The 23,105-nt window shown below is 62.0% G+C and carries 2 protein-coding genes; both read right to left on the bottom strand.

Features of this window, described 5'->3' with window-relative positions:
- Positions 1-130: 130 nt before the first annotated feature.
- Entirely contained in the window at positions 131-11,893 is an 11,763-nt protein-coding gene (locus ACWGZX_RS23410; RefSeq protein WP_452625615.1) for a non-ribosomal peptide synthase/polyketide synthase, read from the bottom strand.
- Positions 11,893-22,872 carry an amino acid adenylation domain-containing protein gene (locus tag ACWGZX_RS23405; protein WP_452625614.1) on the bottom strand — a complete coding sequence of 3,660 codons (10,980 nt, stop codon included), beginning with the start codon at positions 22,870-22,872 and terminating at the stop codon, positions 11,893-11,895. The genes ACWGZX_RS23410 and ACWGZX_RS23405 overlap by 1 nt, the downstream gene beginning before the upstream one ends.
- Positions 22,873-23,105 lie beyond the last annotated feature (233 nt).

The following is a 23,105-nucleotide window of genomic DNA, read 5'->3' as shown; positions in this document are numbered from 1 at the left end:
GTAGTCAACGCGGTTCCTGTAGGAGCTGGCTTGCCAGCGATGGACTCAAAAGCGCCGCGTTTATCCAATAAACACGCGTCATCGTTAACGACCATCGCTGGCAAGCCAGCTCCTACAGTGGACCGTGTTGTCAGGCGATGGCCGGGCTGCGCTCCAATAGCTGTTCGAGCTCATCGAGCAACTCGTCACTACGCAACAACTCGTAATGCCCCCCCGCCAACAAACGATCCACACCGTGGCGGCCGACCTGCGCCTCGAACACCCGGCGTTCATCGTCGCGCCCGGCCACCCACCAGCGATGCGCCATGGCCTGAATCGCCGGTAATTGTCGATGGGCCAGCGCCAGTTGCTTGAGGCGTGAACCGGTGGCGAAGATTTGCGTCAATTCCCCCGCGCCCAACGCGGCATGCCCATTGGCACCGTGCATGGCTGCCTCGATAACTGCTGTGGAGCCGTCGCGCTCGTTCAAGTCAGCCGCTTTCAGGGCAATCAACGCCTGAGCCTCATCGGCCGGCAACCCGAGCACAAACCTCAGGAAGTCGCCCAGATCCTCGCGCCAGTCCCCCGCTTCTGCGGTGCCCGCTACGTAACTGTCGACCAGCCCGGCAAACGCCACAGTTTCACCCTGGGATTCCAGTTCGTGCGCGACCAATTGCGCCAACGCTCCGCCCAACGACCAGCCCAGCAAGTAATACGGCCCCTTGGCCTGCTGACGGCGGATCCGTTGCGCATAGGCTTGCGCCATGGCCAGCAATGATTCGTCCTGCCACTGCGGATCAAGCAGCATGCGACACTGCACGCCGTACACCGCGCGCCGGCCTTCCAGACGCCGCGCCAGCGGTTCGTAATCGAACACCGTGCCAAAACCGGCGTGCAGGCAGAACAGCGCCGGCACATTCGCGATTCGCGCGTTCAGTGCCAACAACGGGTCCGGTGCCTTCGCAGGCTCGGCCGCCTGATAACCGCTGAGTTCAGCGATGCACGGTTTCTGCATCAAATCCCGCAGCTTCAATTCAAAGCCCAGTTGCGGCTGGCTGCGTACCCGTGAGATGACTTTGAGCACCTGCAACGAGTCGCCGCCCAGTTCGAAGAAGTTGTCGTCGATGCCCACTTGCGGCACGCCAAGCACCTCTTGCCAGATCGCGGTGAGGGCCGTTTCCAGTGCGTTTCGCGGTGCGCGATAACCGCCGAGCGCCCATTCAGGTTCCGGCAGTGCGCGACGGTCGAGCTTGCCGTTAGCCGACAGCGGGAAGCGCTCCAGCACCATAATCCGCGCCGGCACCATGTAATCCGGCAGTTGCGCTTGTAGTTCAGACTTCAAGCGACGATCCAGCCCGACTGCGCCGGACGCCACCACATAACCGACCAATTGCTTGCCGGTCGGTGTGTCATGGACCACCACAGCGGCATCCTGCACACCCGCGCACTCACGCAGACGCGCTTCGATCTCGCCCAGTTCTATACGGAAACCACGGATCTTCACTTGCTGATCCAGCCGTCCCAGGTAATCGATCAATCCGCATTCGCGCTGGCGCACCAGGTCGCCGGTGCGGTACATGCGGCCACCGGCGTAGAACGGGTCAGGGATGAAACGCTCGGCGCTCATGCCCGGACGCTGGTGATAACCCCGCGCCAGGCATTCGCCGCCCAGGTACAACTCGCCGCTGACACCCACCGGTAAGGGGTTGAGATCGGCGTCGAGCACATACAAACCGCGCCCGGCGACACCTCGACCAATCGGCGCATAAACCGCGTCACAGTTTTCGCTGACCTCGGCACGCCACAACAGCGGCGTGACTACGGTTTCGGTCGGGCCGTAACCGTTGACCAGACGCTGCGGGCGCAAGGCGCGTTTGACCTGCTCGAAACTGGCGTCCGGTACCGCATCCCCCCCAAAGCAATACACCTCAACCGCCGGCGGATTGCCCAGGCGTTCGGCGACTTCGGCCATTTGTTGCAGATACGCCGGCGGGAAGCAGGCGACGGTGACGGCATGACGATGGAGCATTTCCAGGGTCTGTTCCGGGGTCCACAAACTGTCATCGCGAATCACCAGACTGCCGCCGGCCATCAGCACGCTTAGCCAGCGCTCCTGAGCGCCGTCGAAGGCGAACGACATAAAGTGCAGCTCGCGGCTGCGCGGTGCCAGTTCGTAGAGGTCGATGATGCCTCGGCAATGCCGGGCAATCGGCCCGCGTTCCACGGCCACGCCTTTCGGTTGGCCGGTGGAGCCAGAGGTGTAAATCAGGTACGCCAGATGCCCCGGCAACGGGTTGGAAACCGGACATTCAACGTTGTCGGCATCGCTCAGTTGATCGAGCAACACGCGCGGCAGATTGTCGGCCACGGTCAACCGCTCGCCGAGATCACTGTCGCAGAGCAACAGGCTGGCGGCCGAATCGCTCAACATATAAGCCAGTCGCTCGGCCAGATACGCCAAGTCCAAAGGCAAGTAAGCCGCCCCGGCTTTAAGGACCGCGAGGAACGCGACAATCGTGCGTTCGGAACGCGGCAGGGCTACCGCCACCAGACTTTCCGGGCCGATGCCGCGACCGATCAACTGCTGCGCCAGCCCATTGGCCTGTTCCTCCAGATCGGCATAACTGACTTCGCGATCTTCACAGAACAAGGCGACTTTCTGCGGTTGCGTGCGCACATGCTGTTTGAACGCGCGCAGCAAATCGGCGCTGTCACCCGATGCTTGCGCCAGGCTGATGCGAGATTCAGGCAAGCCAATATTGCCAAGCAAGCATGTGGCGTCCTCCGGCATTGCCCACAGCAGACCTTCAAGTTGCGCACGAATCCGCTGCACGTCCACTTCACTGAAGCGATCCCGCAGGAACAGATACTCGATTTCCAGGCCGTCTTCGTTAGCGCTGACCATCAAGTCCATCGGAAAGTTGGTCACCCCGCCACTGCCGACCTCGGCGAAACGCAGCTCACCTTCCTCGCCCCCTCGCAACGCACGGTCCACCGGATGGTTTTCGAACACGATGATGCTGTCGAACAAGCCCTGGCCACCCTGCCCGGCCCAGCGCTGAATGTCCGACAACGGCGTGTGCTCGTAGTCGCGGACCAGCAGGTTGTAATCCTGCAAATCGCGCAACCACTCGCCCAACGGCTGTTGCGGGTCGAGGGTCTGGATCACCGGCAAGGTATTGATAAACAGTCCGAGCATATCTTGCGCCCCGGCCAGCCCGGTCGGACGTCCCGCCACCGTGGCGCCGAACGCGGCGCTGCGCTGGCCGCTGTGGCGTTGCAACAGCAGCAGCCAGGCACCTTGCACCAGCGTGTTGAGGGTCACGCGCTGTCGCTTGGCGAAGGTATGCAGTTTGCGTGTCGCCTCGACGTCGAGGTTGCTGTACATCACGCCATGACCGGAACCTGCGGCACCTGAAGCCTTGGCCAGAATCGTCGGTTCTTCGAGCAATGCCAGGCGCTCGCGCCAGAAGCCTTCGGCCTGTGCACCGTCCTGACGTTGCAGCCAGGCGATGTAGTCGGCGTAGCGACCGGTCAGGGTCGGCAAAGTGTCGTTGTGATACAGGCGCAGCATGTCGCCCAACAAACGCGAGGCACTCCAGCCGTCCAGCAGCAGGTGATGGTAAATCCAGATCATCTGGTAACGGTCATCGCCGAGGCGAACCAGAATGAAGCGCATCAACGGCGGGCAGCTCAGGTCGAAACCCTTGGCCTGTTCTGCTGCTGCCAGCGCTTTCAACGCCAGCTCGGTGTCGTTGCGCAAACGCCAATCGAGTTCTTCGATCGGCAACTCGATATCGGCGAACACCGCTTGCAGCGGATCGGCTAACCCGTCGCGCCAGCGGAACGCCGCGCGCAGTACTTCATGGCGTTCGACCAGAGTCTGCCAAGCCGCGCGGAAACGCGGCACCTGCAAACCGTCCACCGCCACGCTCAGCTGGTTGACGTAGGGGTTCAGCTCCGGCGAATCGAGGCAATGGAACAACATGCCTTGCTGCATGGGGGACAGCGGATACAGATCTTGCAGCCCCTCGCGGGCGGCAATATCGATGTGCGGTACCAGCGAGAAAGCATCGACTTTCGGCACTTCAACCAACGCCACTTCACGGCTGCTGGCGACAGCCGCCAATGCGCGGATGGTCTGCTGTTCGAACAATTGCTTGGGACTGAACACCAGCCCGCGCTGCCCGGCACGGCTCACCGCTTGCAGCGAGATGATCGAATCACCGCCCAATTCGAAGAAGTTTTCGGTGACGCCCACCGATTCCAGCCCCAGCAGTTCCTGCCAGATTTCCACCAGCAACGCTTCGGCCGGCGACGCCGCGGTCACCTGATCCTGATTCTGTCGAGTAGCTTCAGGGGCCGGCAGCCCCTGACGATCAAGCTTGCCATTGGGCGTCAGCGGCAATGCCGCCAGGCACATCAAATGCGCCAGCAGCATGTGCGCTGGCAAACGGCTGCGCAGGTGAGCCGTCAGCGCTTCACGCAAATCCTGCTCATCGGCGAGTGGATCGCGCGGCACCACGTAACCGACCAATTGGCGGCTGACCGGGCCTTCGCGGTCGATCACGAACGCTTCACGCACGCCCTCGTGTTCGAGCAGGCAGGCTTCGATTTCACCGAGCTCGATACGGAACCCGCGAATCTTCACTTGCTGGTCTATACGACCGAGGTATTCAACGACGCCATCGGCGCGGAACCGTGCGAGATCACCGCTGCGATACAAACGTGCGCCCGGTACAAACGGATCCGGCACGAAACGCTCAGCGGTCAGGTCCGGACGTTTATGGTAACCGCGAGCGACGCCCTCGCCGCCCAGGTATAACTCACCCGCCACACCGACCGGCAACGGCTGCAAGCCGCCGTCCAGAATATAAGCGCTGCGATTACCGACCGGCCGGCCAATCGGCATGAATGCCGAGTCGAATTCGGTATCCGGGTAGGCCAGCCAGATCAGCGGCGTGATCACTGTTTCGGTCGGGCCGTAGCCATTGATCAGGCGCTTGGGTTGCAGCACCTGCTGGACTTCGTCGAACGCATGTTTGGCCATACCTTCACCGCACGGGGTGTAGGAACGGATCGGCAGATCACGCCCCGCTTCGCCCATGAAATCGGCGATCTGCGCCAGGTAGCTCGGGGTGAAACAGGCGATGGTGATGCCGTGCTTTTCAATCTCGGCGCAGGTGCGCTCCACACTCCACAACTCATCGTCACGGGGCATCACCGCCGAACCGAATACTAGCGGTGTCAGCCAGCGTTCGTGGGCGCCGTCGAAGCTGATCGAGGCGAATTGCAGCTCGCGGTCGTCCGGGGTCATGCCGTACAACTCGCCGATCGACAGGCAATGCATGGCCAACGGGCCGTGGGCCACGCTGACGCCTTTCGGCCGCCCGGTGGAGCCCGAGGTGTAAATCAGGTACGCGAGGTTTTCGCCACAGGTCAGGTTGACCGGGTTGGTGTCAGCCATCGATTCCAGCGGTTTGCGGTCGACTTCCAGCACCGCCAAACCTTCCGGCAACGGCAGTTTTTCCCGCAGCCACGATTGGCTGATCAGCAGCGAAATGCCGCTGTCTTCCATCAGATAGCGCAGACGCTCGGCCGGATAGGCCGGGTCCAGCGGCACGTAAGCGCCGCCGGCCTTGAGGATCGCCAGCAGACCGATGATCATTTCCGGCGAACGCTGCATCGCGAGGCCGACCCGCACTTCCGGGCCGATGCCCAGTGCGCGCAAGCGGTGGGCTAATTGGTTGGCGCGACGGTTGAGTTGATCGAAGCTCAATTCCAGGTCATTGAAGATCAGCGCCGTGGCGTCCGGGCGGATAACAGCCTGGGCTTCGATCAACTGATGCACGCACAGCGGGTTTTCCGTTGCGGTGAACACGGGATTCCATTCGACCAATTGTTGCACGCGTTCCGGTGCGGTCAGCAGGTCCAGTTCACCCAATGCTGCCTGTGGCGCGGCGACCATCGCCGCCAGCAGCGCGGCCAGATGCTCGCTCATGCGGGCAATGGCTTCGCTGCTGAAGTGGGCGCATTGGTAGCTCCAGTTCAGGCTCAACTGCCTTTCGGCGGTGGCCGCCAGCGTCAGCGGGAAGTTGGTGCGTTCATGGTTGTGCGGGATCGAAAAGCTCAACCCGGCCGGCGCGCCCTGTTGCAGCGCTTCGGCCACCGGGAAGTTTTCGAACACCAGCAGACTGTCGAACAGCGGCTCGCCGGCACGCCCGGCCCAGCGCTGAATGTCACCGAGAGCGGTGAATTCGTGCTCACGTAATTCCAGGTTCTGCGCCTGCAAGCGAGTCAACCAGTGGCCCACGCTTTCAACCGCATCCGGCGTGCTGATCACCGGCAAGGTGTTGATGAACAGCCCAAGCTGGCTTTCCGCCCCCGGCAAATCTACCGGCCGCCCGGCCACGGTTGCGCCGAACGCGACGCTGCGTTGACCGGTATAGCGTTGCAATAACAGCACCCAGGCGCCTTGCAACAAGGTGTTGAGGGTGACTTTTTGCTGACGGGCGAAATCGCTGAAGCGTTGGCTGGTGGCAACATCGAAAGTCTGACGATGGTCGGCAAACTCCGCCGTCGACAGGTTTTTACCGTCGCCATGGGCCAGGCTCTGGGCCAACAGCGTCGGATTGTCGAGGTTCGCCAGTTGCTCGCGCCAGAACAGTTCATCAGCCTGCCCATCCTGACGCTGCAGCCAGCCGATGTAATCGGCGAAACGCCCGGTTGGGGCCTGCACTTCTTGCCCGGCATAGCGCTGCAAGACTTCGCTCAGCAGCAGCGAATTGCTCCAGCCATCCAGCAACAGGTGATGGTGGGTGTAGATCAGTTGCTGGCGCTCGTCGTCGAGTCGCACCAGGGTCAAGCGCATCAACGGCGCCCGGGTCGAGTCGAGTTGCAGGCGTTCGCTGTCGATCAACTGCGCCAGTGCTTCGACCTGATCGTTGCGGCCGCGCCAATCGAGGCAGGTCATCGGCAATTGCAGATGACGATGGACCAATTGCACCGGCGCTTCAAAACCATCCGGGAAGTGGAAGCTGCTGCGCAGGATTGGATGGGTGTCGAGCACCGCTTGCCACGCGCGGCCCAGACGCTCGGCATCGAGACCACGGGCCTCGACGCTGAGCTGGTTCACATACGCGCCAGACTCAGACTCATACAAGCTGTGGAACAACAAACCGGCCTGCATCGGCGACAGCGGGTACAGGTCCTCGATCTGCGCGGGCGACACCGGCAATCCATCGAGCTGCGCCTGAGTCAGGCGCGCCAATGGGAAGTCCGCCGGGGTCACGCCGCCTGCGCCATCGCTCAGGCAATGGGCGATCAACGCCAGCAATTCGCTCTGGTAATCCGCGGCCAACGCTTCGATTTCACGCTGATCGAAGCATTCGCGGCTGAAAGTCCAGTCCAGTTTCAGTTCACCGCCATACACCTGACCGTCCACCGACAGCCAGTTCGGCAACGGTGCATCGGCCGATTGCGCCGCACCGCTGGATTCGCGCGCCGGGGTAAACAACGCGTCTTCGGCGAAGCTCTGGTCGAACTGGCCAAGGTAGTTGAACGTCACCCGCGCCTGCGGCAACGCGGCCAATGCCGCTTGGGTCGACGCATCGCCCATGTAGCGCAACAGGCCATAACCCATACCCTTACCGGGGATCTCGCGCAGCTGTTGCTTGATTGCCTTGATCGAACCCGCCAGGTCGGCGGTCGGCGTCAGGCGCACCGGGAACAGGCTGGAGAACCAGCCAACGGTGCGGGTCAGGTCGATGTCGCCAAACAGTTCTTCGCGACCATGGCCTTCAAGCTGAATCAGCGCCGAGCCGCAACCGGTCCAGCGACTGAGGGTGCGGGCCAGTGCGGTCAGCAGCAGATCGTTGACCTGTGTGCGGTAGATCGCCGGGGCTTGTTGCAGCAATTTCCGGGTTTGTTCACGGTCGAGGCCGATGCTGACGCCTTGGCGCAAATGCCCGGCCTGGCTGGCCCCAACATTGGCCGCTGGCAACGAATCATTCGTCCCGCGGAGCTGCGTCTGCCACCAGCTCAGCTCGCTGACGGCGGCTTCGGAGCGTGCATAGGCGTCGAGTTTGTCGGCCCACGCCTGGAAAGCGCTGGTCTTCGGTGGCAGTTCTTGCCCAAGGTAGGCCGCCTGCAAATCTTCCAGCAACACCCGCCACGACACACCGTCCACCGCCAAATGATGGATCACCAACAGCAAACGCTGGGAGCCATCGGCCTGCGCGATCAACGCCACCCGCAGCAACGGCCCGTCTTGCAGGCTGAGGCTGCGTTGCGCTTCGTCGCCCACCGATTCCAGCGACGCATCGCTGGCCACGCGAGCGGTCCAGAGCATGTCGATGACATCAGCGCTGTCGGCCCCGACATACCGCGCCGACCATTGGCCGTCGACCTGACTGAAGCGCAACCGCAGGGCATCGTGCTGCTTGAGCAGGCGTTGCAGCGCTGCTTGCAGGCGCGGCAATTCGAGGGTTTCACGCGGCGTCAGCAGCACCGACTGGTTCCAGTGCGCGCGTTGCGGGATCGGTTCGTCGAAGAACCAGCGCTGGATCGGCGTGAGTGTTTGCGGCCCGTCCACCGGCCCTTGTTGCGCCAGCGGTGCGGCTTGTTCTTTGACCACAGCGGCCAGCGCTTGCAAGGTCTGCTGCTGGAACAGATCACGGGGTTGCAGGCTCAGCCCCGCACGGCGCGCACGGCTGACCACTTGAATCGAAATGATCGAGTCGCCACCGAGTTCAAAGAAGTTGTCCTGACGCCCAACCTGCTCCACGCCCAATACGTCTTGCCAGATCTGCGCCAGCACCTGTTCGTGTACGCTGCGCGGCGCGTCGAAGGCGCGTTGGCCAACTTGCGCGGTTGGCGCCGGCAGACGTTTGCGCTCGAGTTTGCCGTTGGGGCTGAGCGGCATTTGCTCGATCAGCACGGTCTGCGCCGGCACCATGTAATCCGGCAGGCTGGCGAGCAGATGGCTTTTCAGGGTTTCGCGCCACGCGCCTTGTTGCTTGGCGTCGGCGGCCACTAATGCGCGATCCTGCGGCACGACGTACGCGACCAGTTGTTTGCCGCTCGGGCCATCGAGGGCCAACACCACGGCTTCCTGCACGTCGGAATGCTCTTGCAGACGCGCTTCGATTTCGCCCAGCTCGATGCGCAAACCGCGAATCTTCACTTGGTGGTCAATACGCCCGCAGTAGTCGATGGCGCCGTCAGCGCGATAACGCGCCAAGTCACCGGTGCGGTACAAACGCTCGCCGCTGCCGAACGGATCGACCACAAAACGCTCGGCGGTCAGCGCGCCACGACGGTGATACCCGCGCGCCAGACCGACACCACCGAGGTACAACTCGCCCACCGCACCCAGCGGCAAGGGTTGCAGTTCGCTGTCGAGGATGCAGGTGCGCAGGTTGGCAATGGGACGGCCAATCGGCACGCTGTCGCAGCCCTCTTCCACGCAGGTCCAGTGGGTCACGTCGATGGCCGCTTCGGTCGGGCCATAGAGGTTGTAGAGATGGGCTTGCGGCAGGCTGCGCAACGTTTGGCGTTGCAGTTCCATCGGTAGCGCTTCACCACTGCAAATGATCCGTTGCAGCGAGGTGCAGGCCAGCGCCTCGTCGGCAGCGATAAACGCAGAGAGCATCGACGGCACAAAGTGCAGCGTAGTGATTGCCTGTTCGACGATCAATGCCGCGAGACGTTGTGGATCGCGATGTTCGCCCGGTGCGGCGATCACCAGCGTTGCGCCTTTCATCAGCGGCCAGAAAAACTCCCACACTGACACGTCGAAACTAAACGGTGTTTTTTGCAACACGCGGTCCGTGGGTTGCAAGTTGTAGGCTTGCTGCATCCATTCCAAACGGTTGTGCAGCGCTACATGGCGGTTGCCCGCGCCCTTGGGCTTGCCGGTGGAGCCGGAGGTGTAAATCACGTAGGCGAGGTTTTCTGCGATGACGAGGTTCGGTAGATCGTTGCCTGGCAATTCGCTCAGCCAATCGGCCTCGGCGCGCAGGCACAAGGTGCGTACGTTATCGGGCGTCGGCAATTGCGCCAGCAGATGCTCCTGAGTCAGCAGCAACGAAATGCCGCTGTCTTCGATCATGTAGCTCAGGCGATCCCGCGGGTATTCCGGGTCCAGCGGCACATAGGCGCCACCGGCCTTGAGAATCGCCAGCAGGCCGACGACCATTTCGAACGAGCGGTCGCAGGCAATCCCGACGAGCACTTCCGGGCCGACACCCTGGGCGTGCAAGTGATGGGCCAAGCGGTTGGCGCGCCGGTTCAATTCGGCGTAACTCATGATCTGGCCCTGGAATACCAGCGCCGTCGCCTTACCGTTTTCGACTACATGCTGTTCAAAATGCCGCTGCACGCAGACTTCACCCGGATAAGCCTGAGCTGTGTCGTTGAGGTCATCGAGAATGCGCAGACGCTCGTCGGCGTCCAGTAGCGGCAACTCGGCGAGCGGGCATTGCGGGTTCGCCAGCACACCGGCCAACAGATTGCGCCAGTGACGGGCCAAATGCTCGATCCGCTCGGCGTCGAACAAATCAGTAGCGTAGGTCAGGCTGGCGAACAGTTTGTCGCCCTCCTCCTGCGTGTCCAGTTGCAGGTCGAATTGCGTGGTGTGCACCGTGGCGTTCAGCGCTTCGACACGCAGCCCGGCGAGCAAACCGCTGACCGCTGCCGGTTTGGCTTGCTGATGGTTGAACATCACCTGAAACAGCGGGCTGTGGCTGAGGCTGCGTTCACCTTGCAGTGCCTGCACCAGCCGCTCGAACGGCAAGTCCTGGTAATCCTGGGCGTCCAGCGATGCGGAGCGGGTCTGGTCGAGCAATTGGCTGAATGGCTGGCGTCCGTCGAGTTCGACACGCATTACTTGGGTGTTGACGAAGAAGCCGATCAGGCCACGGGTTTCCGTGCGGTTACGGTTGGCAATCGGCACACCAACGCGCACGTCGGACTGGCCGCTATAGCGATAGAGCAACGCCTGAAAGCTCGCCAGCAACAGCATGAACGGCGTGACGCCGCGCTGTTTGGCCAGGTGCATCAACCCGCGGGCCAAGTTTGCATCGAGGGTGAAATCCAGACGAGCACCATGCTGGCTCGGTTGCGCCGGGCGTGGACGGTCTGTGGGCAACTCCAGCAACGGTTGCTCGTTGCCCAGACGTTCGCGCCACCAGTTGAGCTGACGCTCCAGCTCGCCGGCTTCCATCCAGCGGCGTTGCCACAGGGCGTAATCGGAATATTGAATCGGCAGCGTTTCCAGCGCTGCGTTCTGCCCTTGGCTATGCGCGGCGTAGAGCCGGGAGAATTCCTCCACCAGCACGCCCATCGACCAGCCATCGGTGACAATGTGGTGCAGGGTCAGCAACAGCACATGGTCTTCAGAATCGAGCTGCAACAGGCTGACTCGCAACAGTGGGCCGTGCTGCAGATCAAATGGCTGTGCAATTTCCTGCTCGACGCTTTTCATCGCGAGATCGAGGCGGTTTTCCTCAGGTTCACTGCGCAGATCGATGTGTTCGATCGCCAGAGAGGTGAACTCGGCCAGTGTCTGAACGACTTGACCGTCATCCTCGACAAATCGGCTGCGCAGGCTTTGATGCCGCTCCAGCAACACGTCAAAACTCTGCTGCAACGCCGCGACATTCAGCGGCCCGTGCAAGCGCAACGCGGCCGGGATGTTGTACGCAGAACTGTGCGGATCAAGCTGCCAGAGGAACCATTGGCGCTGCTGCGCATACGACAGTTCGAAGCTCGTTTGCGGCTCGGCAGCGGGCGGAATCGGCAGTTGGCCGAAACTCACGCCCTGCTCTTGCATGCGGCTCAGAAACTCGCGGCGCTTGTCGGCGGGCAGGCCGGCGAAACGGCTGGCGATACGCTGGGCAGTGGTGTGTTCCATCAGTTGATCTCCATCTCGTCGAGAAGCGACTCAAGCGCATCAAGACGTGCATCGTTGTCAGCCGGGGCGTGTTGCCCGGCCATGGCGGCATAAACCTGTAGGTCGGTGGACTCGAACAGCGCGCGCAGCGGCAACTCGATACCCAGTTCCAGTTCCACACGGGCACTGGCCTGGGCGGCGAGCAACGAATGCCCGCCCAATTCAAAGAAGTTGTCGCGCCGGCCGATCTGCGCCACGCCCAGCACGTCGGCCCAGATCGCCGCCAGTTGCGGTTCGAGGTCGCCTTCGGGGGCTTCGAACGGGCGTTGCCATTCCTCGGCATCCGGCACTGGCAAGGCCTTGCGGTCGAGCTTGCCGTTGGCGGTCAGCGGCAAGGCGTCGAGCAGCAACCAATGGCTCGGCACCATGTAATCCGGTAGATCAACCTTGAGCGCGGCACGCAGGTTGTCGCGCCAGGCCATCGGGTCGTGTGGGGTTTGCTCGGCCACGACGTAGGCGCACAACTGCGGTCCGCCGTCGCCGTTGTGCACGTTCAACACCGCTTGGCGCACGCTCGGTTGGGCCAGCAGTGCGGCTTCGATTTCGCCGAGTTCGATGCGGAAACCGCGAATTTTCACTTGCTGATCTATCCGCCCGAGATAGTCGATGCTGCCGTCGCCACGCTGACGCGCCAGATCGCCGCTGCGATAGAGCCGTTGCGAAACGTCGAATGGGCTCGGCACAAAACGCTCGGCAGTCAGGCCACAACGTCCGTGATAACCCCGCGCCAGGCCAGCGCCGGCGATGTACAACTCACCCGCCACACCCACCGGTACCGGCTGCAACTGGCTGTCGAGCAAGTACCAGCGCAGGTCGCGGATCGGCAGGCCAATCGGGCTTTGCGCCTTGCCGTCCAGGTCGGCCAGGCGAATCGCGCGGTAGGTCACGTGCACCGTGGTTTCGGTGATGCCGTACATGTTGACCAACGTGGGCTGCTGATCGCCGAAGCGTTCGAACCATGGCCGCAGGCTGGCGACTTCCAGTACTTCGCCGCCGAAAATCACCTGACGCAGGGCCATGTTTCGCGGGCTGCCGCAGGCAATCGGCAACAGTTGGCGGAAAGCGCTCGGGGTCTGGTTCAACACCGTCACGCCTTCATCACAGAGCAGGCGGTGAAACGCTTGCGGTTCGCGGCTGATGTCATGCGGCACGATCACCAGACGCCCACCCGTACACAGCGAACCGAACAGCTCCCACACCGAGAAGTCGAACGCGTAGGAATGGAACAGCGTCCAGACATCGGCCGGGCCGAAGTTGAACTCGCTGGCGGTGGCCGTCAGCAGACGCCCGACGTTGGCATGACTGAGCAACGCTCCTTTTGGCCGGCCAGTGGAGCCGGAGGTGTAGATCACGTAAGCGAGGTTGTCCGGGGTCGCCAGCGTCGTCAGGTTGTCGTCGCTGAAGGCGTCCAGATGCAACGACTCCAGGCTCAGCACCTGCACGCCGTCGCGGGACGGCAAACCGTCGATCAAGTGCTGTTGAGTCAACAGCAGCGTGATACCACTGTCTTCGATCATGTAGCTCAGGCGCTCAGCCGGGTATTGCGGATCGAGCGGCACATAAGCGCCGCCGGCCTTGAGAATCGCCAGTAACCCGACCACCAGTGGCATCGCCCGCTCAGTGGCGATGCCGACGCGCACTTCCGGGCCGACACCCTGCTCTCGCAGTTTGCGCGCCAGTCGATTGGCCTGGGCGTTGAGCGCGGCGTAGCTCAGTTGCTCGCCTTCATGGACCAGCGCGATTGCGTTCGGCCGTTGCGCAGCCTGAGTCTCGAACAACCGGTGTATGGTTGGCGACGGTGGCTGCGCCTCGAATGCCGGGTTCCAGTGCTGGATCAACGCGTCGTTTTGCGGCGCGTGCAGCAAGGGCAGTTCGGCGACGCGTTGCTGTGGATCGTTGACCACCGCACGCAGCAGGTTCAGCCACTGCTCGGCGAGGCGCTGCATCGACGCCTCGTCGTACACATCCGTGGCATAAGTCAGGCTGGCATCGAGTTCTTCGCCTTGCTCTTGAGTGTCAAGTACCAAATCGAATTGCGCGGTGTGCTGCAGCCAGTGCAGACGCTCGACCTGCAAGTCGGCCACGTTGCGCTCGACGCTCGGACCCATTTGCTGCTGATGGTTATAGAGCACCTGGAACAACGGGCTGTGATTGAGGCTGCGGTCGGGTTGCAAGGCATCAACTAACTGCTCGAACGGCACGTCCTGGTTGGCCTGCGCGTCCAATGCAACCTGTTTGACCTGTTGCAGCAAGGTGCTGAAAGGCTGCTGCCCGTCGATCTCGGCCCGCAGCACCTGGGTGTTGATGAAGAAGCCGATCAGGCCTTCGGTTTCGAGGCGCGAACGCCCCGCGCTCGGTACGCCGACACTGATGCTCGACTGCCCGCTCTGGCGATGCAGCAAGGTCTGGAAACTCGCCAGCAACAGCATGAACAGCGTCACTTGTTGCTCCTGGGCGCGCTGGCGCAAACCGGCGAGCAAGTCGCGATCAACGTTCAGCACAAGGCTGGCGCCGCGCTCGCTGCGACGGGCCGGGCGGGTCAGTTCACTTGGCAACTCCAGAGGCGTTTGGTTGCCCTTCAGTTGCTCGCTCCACCACGCCAGTTGACGCGCGCCTTCGCCGGCCTCCAGCCAGTCGCGCTGCCAATGGGCGTAGTCGCTGTAGCTGACCGGCAAACTGTTCAGGTTTGCATCGCGACCTTCGACTGCCGCCTGATACAACGTGCTGAACTCATCGACCATGACCTGCATCGACCAGCCATCAGCGGCGATGTGGTGAACGGTCAGTACCAGAACGTGTTCGTCAGTGTTCACTTGCAGCAGCAACACACGCCACAGCGGGCCATTGCGCAGATCGAATGGCCGGGCGATTTCTTCGGCCACCGCGCTTTCGACTGACGATTGATCGAGCGTGCGCTGTTCCAGTTGCAGTGCCAGCGTGTCGTGCAGCACAGAATGGGCCTGCTGACCGTCCTGTTCGAAGGTGGTGCGCAGGGTTTGGTGACGGGCCTGCACCTGAGTGAAGGTTTCGCGCAGGGCATTGAGGTTGAGCGAGCCCTTGAGGCGCAGCGCGGCGGGAATGTTGTAGGCCGGGCTTTGTGGGTCCAGTTGCCAGAGAATCCATTGGCGCTGTTGGGCGTACGACAGAATTTGTGGATGATCGACCGCTGCACGTTGCAGCACCGGTTGGCCGCTGACGTTCGCCAGTGCTCCTCGCTCGGCAAACTCCGCCAGATTCGCGGCCGAGAACAGGCTGCTCACCGACAGTTCGAGCTGCAACTGCTGACGCACCCGCGAAATCACCTGAAGCACCAGCAACGAGTGACCGCCCAGTTCGAAGAAGTTGTCGTCGCGCCCCACGCGCTCGACTTGCAGCACCTCTGCCCAGATCAGCGCCAATTTCGTTTCCAGCCCTTCGACCGGAGCTACAAAGTCACGTTGAACATCGCTGGCTTCAGCACGCGGCAAAGCTCTGCGATCCAGTTTTCCGTTGTTGTTAAGCGGCAATCTGACCAGCAGGATCAGGTAGCTTGGCACCATGTATTCCGGCAGCGACCGACGCAGAACGGCTTTGAGGCCTTCCAGATATTCAGTTTCAGAAACCACAGCATCGCTGGCCACGACATACGCCACCAGTTGCGTGCCGTCCTGAGCGATGACGGCTGCATCACGCACGTCCTCACAGGCTTGCAGGCAGGCTTCAATCTCGCCCATTTCAATGCGAAAGCCGCGGATCTTCACTTGGTGATCGATACGGCCGACGTATTCCAGATGCCCGTCAGCGTTGTAGCGCGCCAGATCGCCGCTGCGGTATAGCCGCGCGCCCGGCTCTCGGGCGAACGGGTCCGGCAGGAAGCGTTCGGCGGTCAGCGCCGGGCGATCGAAGTAGCTTTGCGCGAGGCAGGCCGGCGCGCCGATGCACAACTCGCCAACGCCTCCGTTGGGCAGCAATTGACCGGCCGCGTCCAGCACATACAACGCACGACCGGCGATGGCGCGACCAATCGGGATGCCAAACGCATCGTTGGCATCGTCGAGTCGGCATTCATGCACACTGGAGACCACGGTCGCTTCGGTCGGGCCGTAGGTGTTGAGCAGTCGCACGTGGCTCAAACTGGCCTGATGCCACAAACGCAAACCTTCCACCGACATCGCTTCGCCGCCGACATGAACTTGACGCAAATCACCGAGATCGCGCACCACACCGCTCGCGCATTCGCGAGCCAGCAAGTACCAGTAAGCTGCCGGCAAGTCCGCCACGGTGACGCCTTGCTGGACGATTTCAGCGGCCAGTCGCCCGGCATCCCACAACTCATCACCGCGCATGATCAACGCCGCGCCGACACACAGCGCCGGGAAGCACTGTTCGACGAAGCCATCGAAACTGACGGTCGCGAACTGCAACACGCGGTCTACCGCCGAGAGCACCGAATAGTCGGCGGCGCTCTGGCAGAACTCGCGCAACGCGGCGTGAGCGATGGCCACGCCTTTGGGTTGGCCGGTGGAGCCGGAGGTGTAGATGACGTAGGCCAGGTCTTCGACGACCGCGTGATTTGGCGGATTGCTGTCGGAGTAACCGGTGTTGTCGTCGAGGCTGAGACGAAGCACGCCTGGCACATCCTCCAGCAGACCGGTTTCGCACAGCAGCACGTCGAGGCAGCTGTCGTCGATCATGTAGGTCAGCCGTTCCGCTGGATATTTCGGGTCCAGCGGCACATACGCGGCGCCGCTTTTCAGCACCGCCAACAGGCTGACGATCAATTGCGGACTACGGTGCAGCGCCAGCCCGACACGCTTGCCGGGGCCTGCGCCGTTTTCAATCAGGCGATGGGCCAGTCGGTTGGCCTGGGTGTTCAACTGCGTGTAGCTGAGGGATTGGCTGTCGACCTGCAACGCCAGTGCTTGCGGGGTGACGGCAGCCTGAGCGGCGATTTGTTCATGGACCAATAAGGTTGTGGATAACTGAACCGGGGCCGGCTGGCTGATCGCAAGCAGCGCTTTTTTGCCATCGATATCGAGCAGTTCCAGCGCGCCCAATGCCGCATCCGGCAGCGCCACCAACTGCATCAGCAGATGCTGCAGGTTGGCCGACAACTCAGCGACCTGTGCCGCACTGAACCGCGCCGCGTCGTAGCTGAACTCCAGACTCAAGCCCTCACCCAGCTCAATACCCAACGTCAGCGGATAATGCGTGCGTTCGTGGTTATGCAGGTTGCCAAACGACAGCCCGGCCGGGGCGCCCTGTTTCAGCGCTTCGGCCACCGGGAAGTTTTCGAACACCAGCAGGCTGTCGAACAGCGCCGAACCCTGCTGCCCCGCCCAACCCTGAATGTCATAAAGCGGCACATGCTCGAACTCGCGCATGGCCAGGTTCAACCCTTGCAGCTCGCTCAGCCATTGGCTGACGGTTTGCTCAGGGTTCATCGCGCACACCAGCGGCAGCGTGTTGATGAACAGTCCGAGTTGTTCTTCGATCCCCGACAGCGGCGCCGAACGACCCGCGACGGTGGCACCGAACACCACGCAATCCTGGCCGGTGTAGCGATGCAGCAACAGACTCCACGCCGCTTGCAGAACGGTGTTGAGGGTGACTTTCTGTTGCCAGGCAAAATCGGCCAGACGTTGAGTGGCGCGACTGTCGAGGGCGACTCGATACTCTTCGCTGCCCCGCGCGCCCACTGGCGGGCGCAAGGCTTCAGCGAGCAATGTCGGCGCCTCCAGCGGCGTCAACGCGGCTTTCCAGAACTGCTCGCCAGCGACGGCGGATTGCTGCTGTAACCAGCCCAGATAATCGCGGTATTGCCCGGTCGGTGTCGGCAGCGATTGCCCGGTGGCGTAATGCTGAATCACTTCGGCCAGCAACTGCGCATTGCTCCAGCCGTCCATCAAGATGTGGTGGCTGGTGTAGATCAGGTGCCAATCGTTGGAGTCGGTACGGACCAGCTTCAAGCGGAACAGCGGCGCGCTGCCCAATTCGAATCCTTGGGCGCGCTCGGCATCGGCCAGCGCATCGGTGTCGGTCGCGTCCAGCACTTCGAGTGGCAACTCGACCTGACGGACAATCGCCTGATGCGCGGTGTCGAGGCCTTGCCAGTGGAAGCTACTGCGCAGGATGTCGTGGCGTTCCAGTGCGGTCTGCCAGGCTTGCGCAAAGCGCTGCGGATCGAGGCCTTGAATGTCCAGACGCAACTGACTGATGTAGGCGCCAACGTGCGGTTCATAGAGCGTGTGGAACAGCATGCCCTGTTGCATCGGCGACAGCGGATACAGGTCTTCAAGAGTTGCGACCGGCAATGCGTCGAGTTGCATCTGGCTGATGCGCGCCAGCGGGAAGTCCGACGGCGTGGCGTGGGGCATTTCAACGGCACAGCAGTGATCGATCAGCGCCTTGAGTTCCAGCGCGTAATCGTCTGCCAGACGCTGGATGGTCGCGATGTCGAACATCTCGCGGCTGAACCCCCAGCTCAGCGACAACTCGCCGCCGTAGACCTGACCTTCGACCGTCAGCCAATTGCCCAACGGAGCCGAAGGATCCTGCGCCACACCGTTACCTTCGGTAGAGGGCACGAACATCGCCGCATCGTCGAACTGACGGTCAAACTGCCCCAGATAGTTGAAGGTAATGCGCGGTTGCGGCAAAGCTTCCAGTTCGGTACGAATCGTCGGGCTGCCGAGATAACGCAGCGCGCCGTAACCGAGGCCCTTGTCCGGCACGCCGCGCAGTTGTTCCTTGATGCTTTTGACCGATGCGCCGAGATCGCTCGACGGCACCAGATTGACCGGGAACAGGCTGGTGAACCAACCCACGGTACGGGTCAGGTCGATGTCGTCGAACAGGTCTTCGCGGCCATGGCCTTCGAGCTGAATCAGCGCACTGCCCTGCCTGCTCCAGCGGCACACTGCTCGTGTCAGTGCGGTCAGCAGCAGGTCGTTGACCTGGGTCCGATATGCCGCCGAGGCGTTTTGCAGTAGTTTGCGGGTGTGTTCGGCGTCGAGTTTGAACTCGATTTTGTGTTCGAAGCGGTTTTCCAGTGCGCCATTGGGGCGGTCGCAGGGCAGATTATTCGGTGCGTTGTTGAGTTGGGTCAGCCAATAACCGTGGCTGCTTTCAAAGGCTGGAACGTGCGCTTGCAGACGGGCGACCCAGCGCTGATAGCTACTGGTTTTCGCTATGGAAATATTGCCGCGGTAGAACTGCTGAAGATCTTCCAGCAGCACGCGCCAGGAGACGCCGTCTACCACCAGGTGATGAATCACCAGCAACAGGCGTTGTGTACCGTCAGCCATCGCCACCAGCAGCGTGCGCATCAGCGGGCCATTGTGCAGATCGAGACTGCGTTGGGCTTCATCGCACAGGACGTTGAGTTCTTCGAGCGACTGCGCCTGACACTGCCACAACACCGACTCCGTGGTGGGTGCGGCGTAGATTTGCTGCCAGCCTTCGACGGTCTGTTCATAACGCAGGCGCAAGCTGTCGTGGTGAGACAGCAATTGCTCAATAGCGCGGTCCAGCGCCTCGGCGTTCAACACCTCACGGGGCACCAGCAGCAGCGACTGGTTCCAGTGCTGGCGCTCGGGGATTGCCTGTTCGAAGAACCATTGTTGAACCGGCGCCAGCACCACTACGCCCTGCGCCGGGCATTGGTCGATCAATGGCTGTTCGCCGCTGCGGGCCGCTTGAGCGAGGCTGCGAATGGTCTGGTGCTGGAACAGGTCCTTGGGACTCAACACGATCCCGGCCTGACGCGCGCGACTGACCACTTGCATGGACACGATGGAATCGCCGCCCAGTTCGAAGAAGTTGTCTTCCAGACCGACGTTATCCATGGCCAGCACGTCCTGCCAGATCGCGGCCAGGGATTTTTCCAAAGCGCTGCGCGGTGCGACGTGTTCGCGTTGTTGCTGCGAACCATCAACCGCCGGCAAGGCTTTACGGTCGAGTTTGCCGTTGGGGGTCAGCCGCAGGTGATCGAGGAACAGCAGAAACGCCGGGACCATGTAGTCCGGCAGGTGCTGACGCAGTGCGGCTTTCAAGGTTTCACGCAGGGTCGATTGCGCGTCGGCATCGTCCAGCAACGCTGGATCATTCGGCACGACGTAAGCCACCAGTTGCTGACCGTTGACACTATCCTGCGCCAGCACCGCCACTTCGCGCACGGTGTCCTGCTGCAACAGTCGCGCTTCGATCTCACCCAGTTCGATGCGAAAGCCACGGACCTTGACCTGATGGTCGATGCGCCCGACGTATTGCAGCGTGCCGTCGGCCTGATAGCGGGTCAGATCGCCGGTGCGGTACAGACGCTCGCCATTGCTGGCGAACGGGTTAGGCACGTACTTTTCGGCGGTCATGCCCGGCCGCGCCAGGTAACCGCGGGTGATGCCGGCTCCGCTCAGATAAAGCTCCGCAGAGACGCCTTGCGGCACCGGTTGCAGCTCGGCATCCAGCAAATAGCTGACGGTGTGTTTCAGCGGACGACCGATGTTCGCGCGGCCGCCGGCCTCGCGCCGGGTCCAGGTCGAATAAGTCGTGTCTTCCGACGGGCCGTACAGGTCGTAGACGTGTTCGACGGTCGGCTGCTGATACAGCGCTTCCACCAGGCTCTGCTTCAGCGGCTCGCCGGCGAGGTTGATAATGCGCACGCTCGGCGGGATCTGCCCGTCGCGCTGCAACGCATTGATCGCCGACGGCACAGTGTTGATCAAGCGCACCTGATCCCGCGCCGGCAGTTGCGGCAATTCCAGGGCATTGCGGGCGATGATCACCGAACCGCCGTTGGCCAGGGTCACAAACAGCTCCCACACCGACAGGTCAAAACAGACCGAGGTCGAGGCCAGCACCCCTTGAATGTCTTCGCGGCTGTAGACCGATGTCGACCAATCAATCAGCGCCAGCACGTTGCGATGGGCGATGGCCACGCCTTTGGGTTTGCCGGTGGAGCCGGAGGTGTAGATGACGTAGGCGAGGTTGTCCGGCGTGACGCGAGTTTGCGGGGCGTTTGCCGGGTATTCGACCCATGCCTTGTCGTCCAGCAGCAACACTTGCGTATCGGCTGTAACGGTCAGTGTCGCGGCGACGGATTGCTCGGTCAGCAACACCAGTGCGCGGCTGTCTTCGAGCATGTAGGCAACGCGCTCAACCGGGTAATCCGGGTCCAGCGGCACGTAGGCACCACCGGCCTTGAGTACCGCAAGCAGCGCCACCAGCAAGTTTTCCGAGCGCGGCATGGCGACGCCGACACGGACTTCCGGGCCGACGCCCAGCTCGATCAGTTTGTGCGCCAGGTGATTGGCCTGGATGTCGAGTTCGGCGTAAGTCAGCTGCTTGGTGCCGAAGGTCACTGCTAATGCATTCGGATTAGCTGCGACTTGCTGGCTGATCAGCTCGTGAATGCACAGGTCTTGCGGAAAGCCTTCATCGGCGTGATTCCAGTCATGCACGATGCGCTGGTATTCCGCACTTTCCAGCAGTGGCAAATCACTGACTCGCTGCGTCGGATCGCTGACCATGCCTTGCAGCAGATGGGTCCAGTGCTGCGCCATGCGCGCGATGGTGTCTGCGTCGAACAGGTCGTTGGCGTACGTCAGCGCAGCGTACAGCTTGCCGCGCTTTTCATTGGTGTTGAGGTCGTAAGTGTCGAGGGTCAGGTCGAACTGGGTGGTGCGCCCTTCCCACTCGATCACGCCCAGCGCCAGACCGGACGCCGTGCTGACCGTGGCAATGTCCGCGACCTGCGGCTGGTGGTTGTACATCACCTGGAACAGTGGCGTGTGGCTGAGGCTGCGCTCCAGTTTCAGCGCTTCGACCAGACGCTCGAACGGTAAATCCTGGTGAGCCTGGGCGCCGAGGGCGGTTTCCTTGATGGCGCGCAGCAAGTCGTCGACGCGGGTCTGGCCGTCGAGTTGCGTGCGCAGCACTTGGGTGTTGACGAAGAAACCGATCAGGCCTTCGATCTCTGCGCGATTGCGGTTGGCAATCGGCACACCGACGCGGAGGTCGGTCTGCCCGGTGTAACGATGCAGCAGCGCGTTGAACGCACCGAGCAACAGCATGAACAGGGTGATGGTGTGCTTTTGCGCCGTAGCACGCAGTTGCTCGGCCAGTTGCGCATCGACGGCAAACTCGTAGCGAGTACCGCGATAGCTTGGCATTGCCGGGCGCGGGTGGTCGGTGGGCAGCTCCAGCACCGGGTGCTCGTTGCCCAGTTGTGCTTGCCAGTAATCGAGTTGGCGCGCCTGCTCGCCGGCTTCCAACCAGCGCCGCTGCCACAGGGCGTAGTCGCTGTATTGGATCGGCAATGGAGTGAGTTGCGGTTGGGCGCCCACGTCGAACGCGTCGTAGCAGCGGATGAATTCGTCGATCAGCACGTTCATCGACCAACCGTCGGACACGATGTGGTGCAGGGTAAGCAGCAACACGTGTTCCTGATCGGCGAGTTTGAGCAACGTCACGCGCAACAAAGGGCCGACTGCAAGATCGAACGGCTGCACGGATTGCTGCTCGGCTGCTTGTGCGACCGCGAGTTCGCGCTCAGGCGCCGGTAATGCGCTGAAATCCACATGATCGATCACCAGCGGTGTGCGGGCTGGCACTTGCAGCAAGCTGTCATCGGCCTGGAGCTGGAACACCGTGCGCAGGGTTTCGTGACGTTCGACGAGGCTGGCGAAAACCTGTTCCAGCGCGTGCAGATTCAAATGCCCGGTCAGGCGCACCGCGCCCGGCAGGTTGTACGCGCCGCTGTGCGGGTCCAGTTGCCAGAGAAACCACATGCGTTGCTGGGCGAAGGACAACGCCTGGCGATCCTCGGCCTCAACGCCAGCCGGAATGGGAAACCGGGCGAAATCAACGCCTTCCTTGTGCAAGGCCGCAAGGAACAACTGACGCTTTTCCAGGGGCAACCCGATAAACCGGCGAGCAAGTTTCAAGGAGTCTTCAGCATTCATTTCTAAGCATCCGGATCAGTGGCGGGAAGCACAAAGGCACGTCGTCCCTATAAAACGAATGCACACCGGAAAAATTAACGAATGAGAATAAGTATCAGAAAGGAGGTGGAGCGAGAGGAAATACAGAAACTTGGCGAACCCGAAACCTGTAGGAGCAAAGCTTGCTCGCGATAGCGGTGCAACTGCCAAAATCTATGTTGAATGTCAGTCCGTCATCGCGAGCAAGCTCGGCT

This window comes from Pseudomonas sp. CLCA07 (genome assembly GCF_053615335.1).
This window is presented reverse-complemented; position numbering and strand designations above follow the sequence as displayed.